This is a genomic window from Mycobacterium sp. TH-M15 (assembly GCF_057473705.1).
This window is the reverse complement of the sequence record NZ_JBYCLB010000305.1, coordinates 1-3567: the sequence shown is the minus strand read 5'-3', so window position 1 is coordinate 3567 and position 3567 is coordinate 1. Positions and strand designations below refer to the sequence as shown.

Sequence of the window (3567 nt, the reverse complement as noted above, 5' to 3'; positions counted from 1 at the left end):
CACCCTGGTCGAGCACGCCACCAAACTCGACGCCGACGTCATCACCAAGCTGGGCCAGCGGATCGCCGACTACCTCAACCCGGACGGCCAGTTCAGCGACGAGGACCGGGCCCGCCGCCGCGGCCTGCACTTGGGACGGCAGGGCCCGGACGGGATGTCCCGGCTCACCGGGCTGCTGGACCCCGAGGCCCGCGCCTATCTGGAGGCGATCACCGCCGCGGTGCGGCCCGGGCGGCACCTCCCGGACGTCGAGGACCCGCTGCGCCGCGACGAGCGCAGCCCGGCCCAGCGCTGCCACGACGGCCTGAAGCTCGCCATGTCTACGGCGATCGCCTCCGGCGGCCTGGGCGGCCACCGCGGGCACCCGGTCACCGTGGTGGTCACCACCACCCTGGCCGAGCTCGACGCGGCGGCCCGGGCGACCTGCCCGCAGAGCGGCCCGATGCCTGCCCCGGCGCGCACCGGGGGCGGTTCGCGGCTGCCGATGCGCGACCTGATCCGGATGGCCGCCACCGGGATCCACTATCTGGCGGTCTTCGACGACCACGTCAAACGTCCGCTGTACCTGGGCCGGCAGAAAAGGGTGGCCACCGCCGACCAGCGGCTGATCTGCTACGCGCGCGACCGGGGCTGCACCCGGCCGAACTGCCTGGAGCCGGGCTATCACTGCGAGGTGCACCATGCACCGGACTGGGCCAAGGGCGGGCGCACCGACGCCGACAAGCTCTACTTCGCCTGCGGCGGCCACCATTCCGATGCCGGCAGCGGGAAGCAGCAGACGGTGGTCACCGCCGAGGGCCGGCTGGGTTGGACCGACGGCACCGGCCCGCCGCGGGTGAACCGGGCGCATCACCCCGAGGAGCTGCTGCGCGGTGACACCGACCCGCCGGCGGAACGATAGCCGGTCAGGGGCTGATGATCGGGTCCGTCATGGTCGTCGCCAACGCGGCAAACAGGTCGGGGAAGCATCCGGCACGAACCCCACGGACCGCGACGGCGACGCAGCCGGCGGGCTCGGTTCGGCCGACGCCATCGACGCACCACCGCGGCTTGCCCTGCGCCAGCGAACGTTCCAACTCCGCTGCGGTCGAGAGGCCGCTCCGCAGGTCTTTGACGTTATCGACCTGGTTGACCAGCAGCTGCCGCAGGATCGGGACCGGCGCGGAAGTCCAGGCGGTGAACGGCGCCCGCACGTCTTCTGCCGTGGTGAGCAGGACGTTCCCCCACTGCAGGATCGGAGCCGGCAGGTCGAGTTCGGCGGCGGCGAGTGCGAGCCGAATGTCGGTAATCGCCACGGCAATTCGCGACGACCGGGTAATCACCGCCGGGGTGGCGGCGATCAGGCCCGCGGCCACCAGCCCGGCACCGGCGACAGCCCATGGACGAGTCGCCGTGTGCCGCAGGGTCATCCCCTGTAGAGCGCCGGCTGCGATGACGGTCACCGCGGCCGGTGCTGTGCCCCCGCGCCGATGCGGGGGCACACCGTCGCCTACTAGATGCCGGCGAACAGGTCGGCGAGCGGCTGGCTGGCCAGGTCGTCCCAGCCGATGCCGGCGGCGATCGCCTGGCCGAGTTCGATCAGCGAGCCGATCGGGCCGACCTCCAGGGCGGGCATGTCCAGCGTGCCGGTGAACGATGCGGCGACCACGTTCGCGCTCAGGGTCGCGTCGATGCCCAGCGCGTCGAAGAGCGACCCGCCGGGGCTGAGCAGTCCGCCGAAGGCGATCGGGGTGTCGACGTTGACGTGCAGCACGTCGAGGAGTGGGGTGACCAGGGTCGACGGCACGCCGAGGTTCTCGAGCAGCGGCCCGACGATCGAGTCGAAACCGGAGTTGGTCAGCAGGTCGACCGGCAGCGTGGTGCCGTTCAGGAACGCGTTGAGGATGTTCGCCGGGTCGTTGAGCAGGTCGGTGAAGACCGCGTCGATATCGGGGGAGGTGCCGCTGACCGCGGTGATCAGCGCCTGGATGTCCTCGTAGGCCTGGATCAGCGGGCTGGCGACGACGCCGAGGCCACCCCAGAGCACGCCGCTGATCGGTGAGCCGGCGAAGTCGAGCAGCCCTTCGGCGCTGCTGCCCAGGCCGGGGACCAGGTCGTTGAGCAGGCCGCTGCTGCCGGCCAGCAGCGAGAACAGGTCGGCGTGGGTGGACGGCAGATCGATCGGGGTGCAGATAAAGACCAAGAGGCAGCCTGTGCCGCTGATGCTGCCCTGCGTCGGGTCCAGCGACGGGTAGATGTAGTCCGGCAGCGGGGTGGTCGTCGGCTCGAACGGCGTGAACGGCGCGGCGAACGCACCCTTGGCGTTGTCTTCGATGTTGGTGACCACGTCCGAGAAGTTGCCGCCGAGCAGATCCTTGATGTGGTCGACCTGGTTGACCAGCAGCTGCTGCAGCGCCGGGAACGGCGCGCCGGAGACGTGGTCGAACAGTCCGCCGAGGCTGGACTCGGTGTTGGTGAACAGCTGCGTCCAGCCGTCGAAGTTGATGTCGCCGCCGGCGGTGAGCTGCACCGCCCGCGTCTGCAGGCCGAAGAGCTCGGTCCGATCCGGCAGCGGCGTCACCACCGGGGTGACGGCGATCGCGCCGGCACCGAGAACGGCGACACCGGCGGTGATCCAGGGGCGGGTGGTGGCTGCCTGCGTCATCTGAATCGTCTCCTGTCCGTCCGCGGCCATAACCGGCGGCGTGCCTGAGAACAACATATGTGACAATAACCTGAGAGGCACGCATTCAAAGCCGCTGTTTTGCACAGAACGTGCAGCGGGTCGGAGCAGTCAGGATCGCCGGGACGATCCGTGGGACGCCCGGTTGAGCAGCGACGGATCAAGCCGCCGAACCGGCCGATTAAACTCCCCGAACCGGCCGACCCGAACTTACATATCGCTTATCTGATCCCGCGGGAAGCCGCCCTGCGGGAAGAGCGGGAAGACCACGTCGTCGAGCTTCTCGGCGTCACCGAGGGTCCGGTTCACCGTCGCGCCCCAGACGTTGCCGTCGTCGGAGATCTGCACCGCCCAGACGTGGCCGTGGGTGTCCTCTCGCAGCACCTCGGGATCCTCGGTCACCGAGCCGGTACCGGACGCCAGCCGCACCGCGACCGTCTTCTTGGTGTCGACCAGGTTCACCAGCACGGTGCCGTCCAGCGCCGCGCAGCCGGCCACGCCCGGCCTGTCCGGCCAGACCCAGACCGTCGACACCTGCGAGTCCTTGGTGATCCGCTGCAGCCGGTCGCCGTCGGGCGCCCGGTCGGTGACGTACAGCGAGTCGTCGACCGGGTCCCGGCACAGGCCGCCGCCGGCGCCGAGCCCGCTCAGCGCGGTGGTCGGCGGCGCCTGGTCGACGGTGGTCGGCTGCTCGATCCGCAGCAGCTTGCCGGCCCGGGAATCCGGATCGGCCGCGGCGGCCGGGTTGCCGGCGTCCCCGGTGAACACCATCAAGGTGGTGCGGCTGGTGAACAGCAGCGCGCCGGTGTTGCCGGTGGCGCCCTTGGGGATTCCGGTCAGGATGTCCTTGGGCGCGTCGCCGTCGGTTATCCGCACCACCCGGTTGTCGGACGACGTGCTGATGT

At 70.5% G+C, this 3567-nt stretch carries 3 protein-coding genes and 1 pseudogene; 1 reads left to right on the top strand and 3 read right to left on the bottom strand.

The annotated features are described in order from the left end of the window. Positions 1-901: HNH endonuclease signature motif containing protein (locus AC2VNT_RS07130; RefSeq protein ID WP_486946184.1), on the top strand; the 901-nt coding region annotated here is incomplete at its 5' end. Positions 902-905: 4 nt separating this feature from the next. Here AC2VNT_RS07130 and AC2VNT_RS07125 read toward each other — a convergent pair. The 3 genes and pseudogenes from AC2VNT_RS07125 to AC2VNT_RS07115 all read right to left on the bottom strand — a co-directional run. After that, entirely contained in the window at positions 906-1355 is a 450-nt protein-coding gene (locus AC2VNT_RS07125; protein WP_486946183.1) for a hypothetical protein, read from the bottom strand. Between the two features lie 137 nt (positions 1356-1492). Continuing rightward, the gene (gene gjpA / locus AC2VNT_RS07120) at positions 1493-2644 is read right to left on the bottom strand and encodes an outer membrane porin GjpA (protein WP_486946182.1); all 1152 of its coding nucleotides are present in this window, start codon (positions 2642-2644) and stop codon (positions 1493-1495) included. Positions 2645-2872: 228 nt separating this feature from the next. Beyond that, a pseudogene (locus AC2VNT_RS07115) lies at positions 2873-3567 on the bottom strand (PQQ-dependent sugar dehydrogenase); the annotation flags it as partial.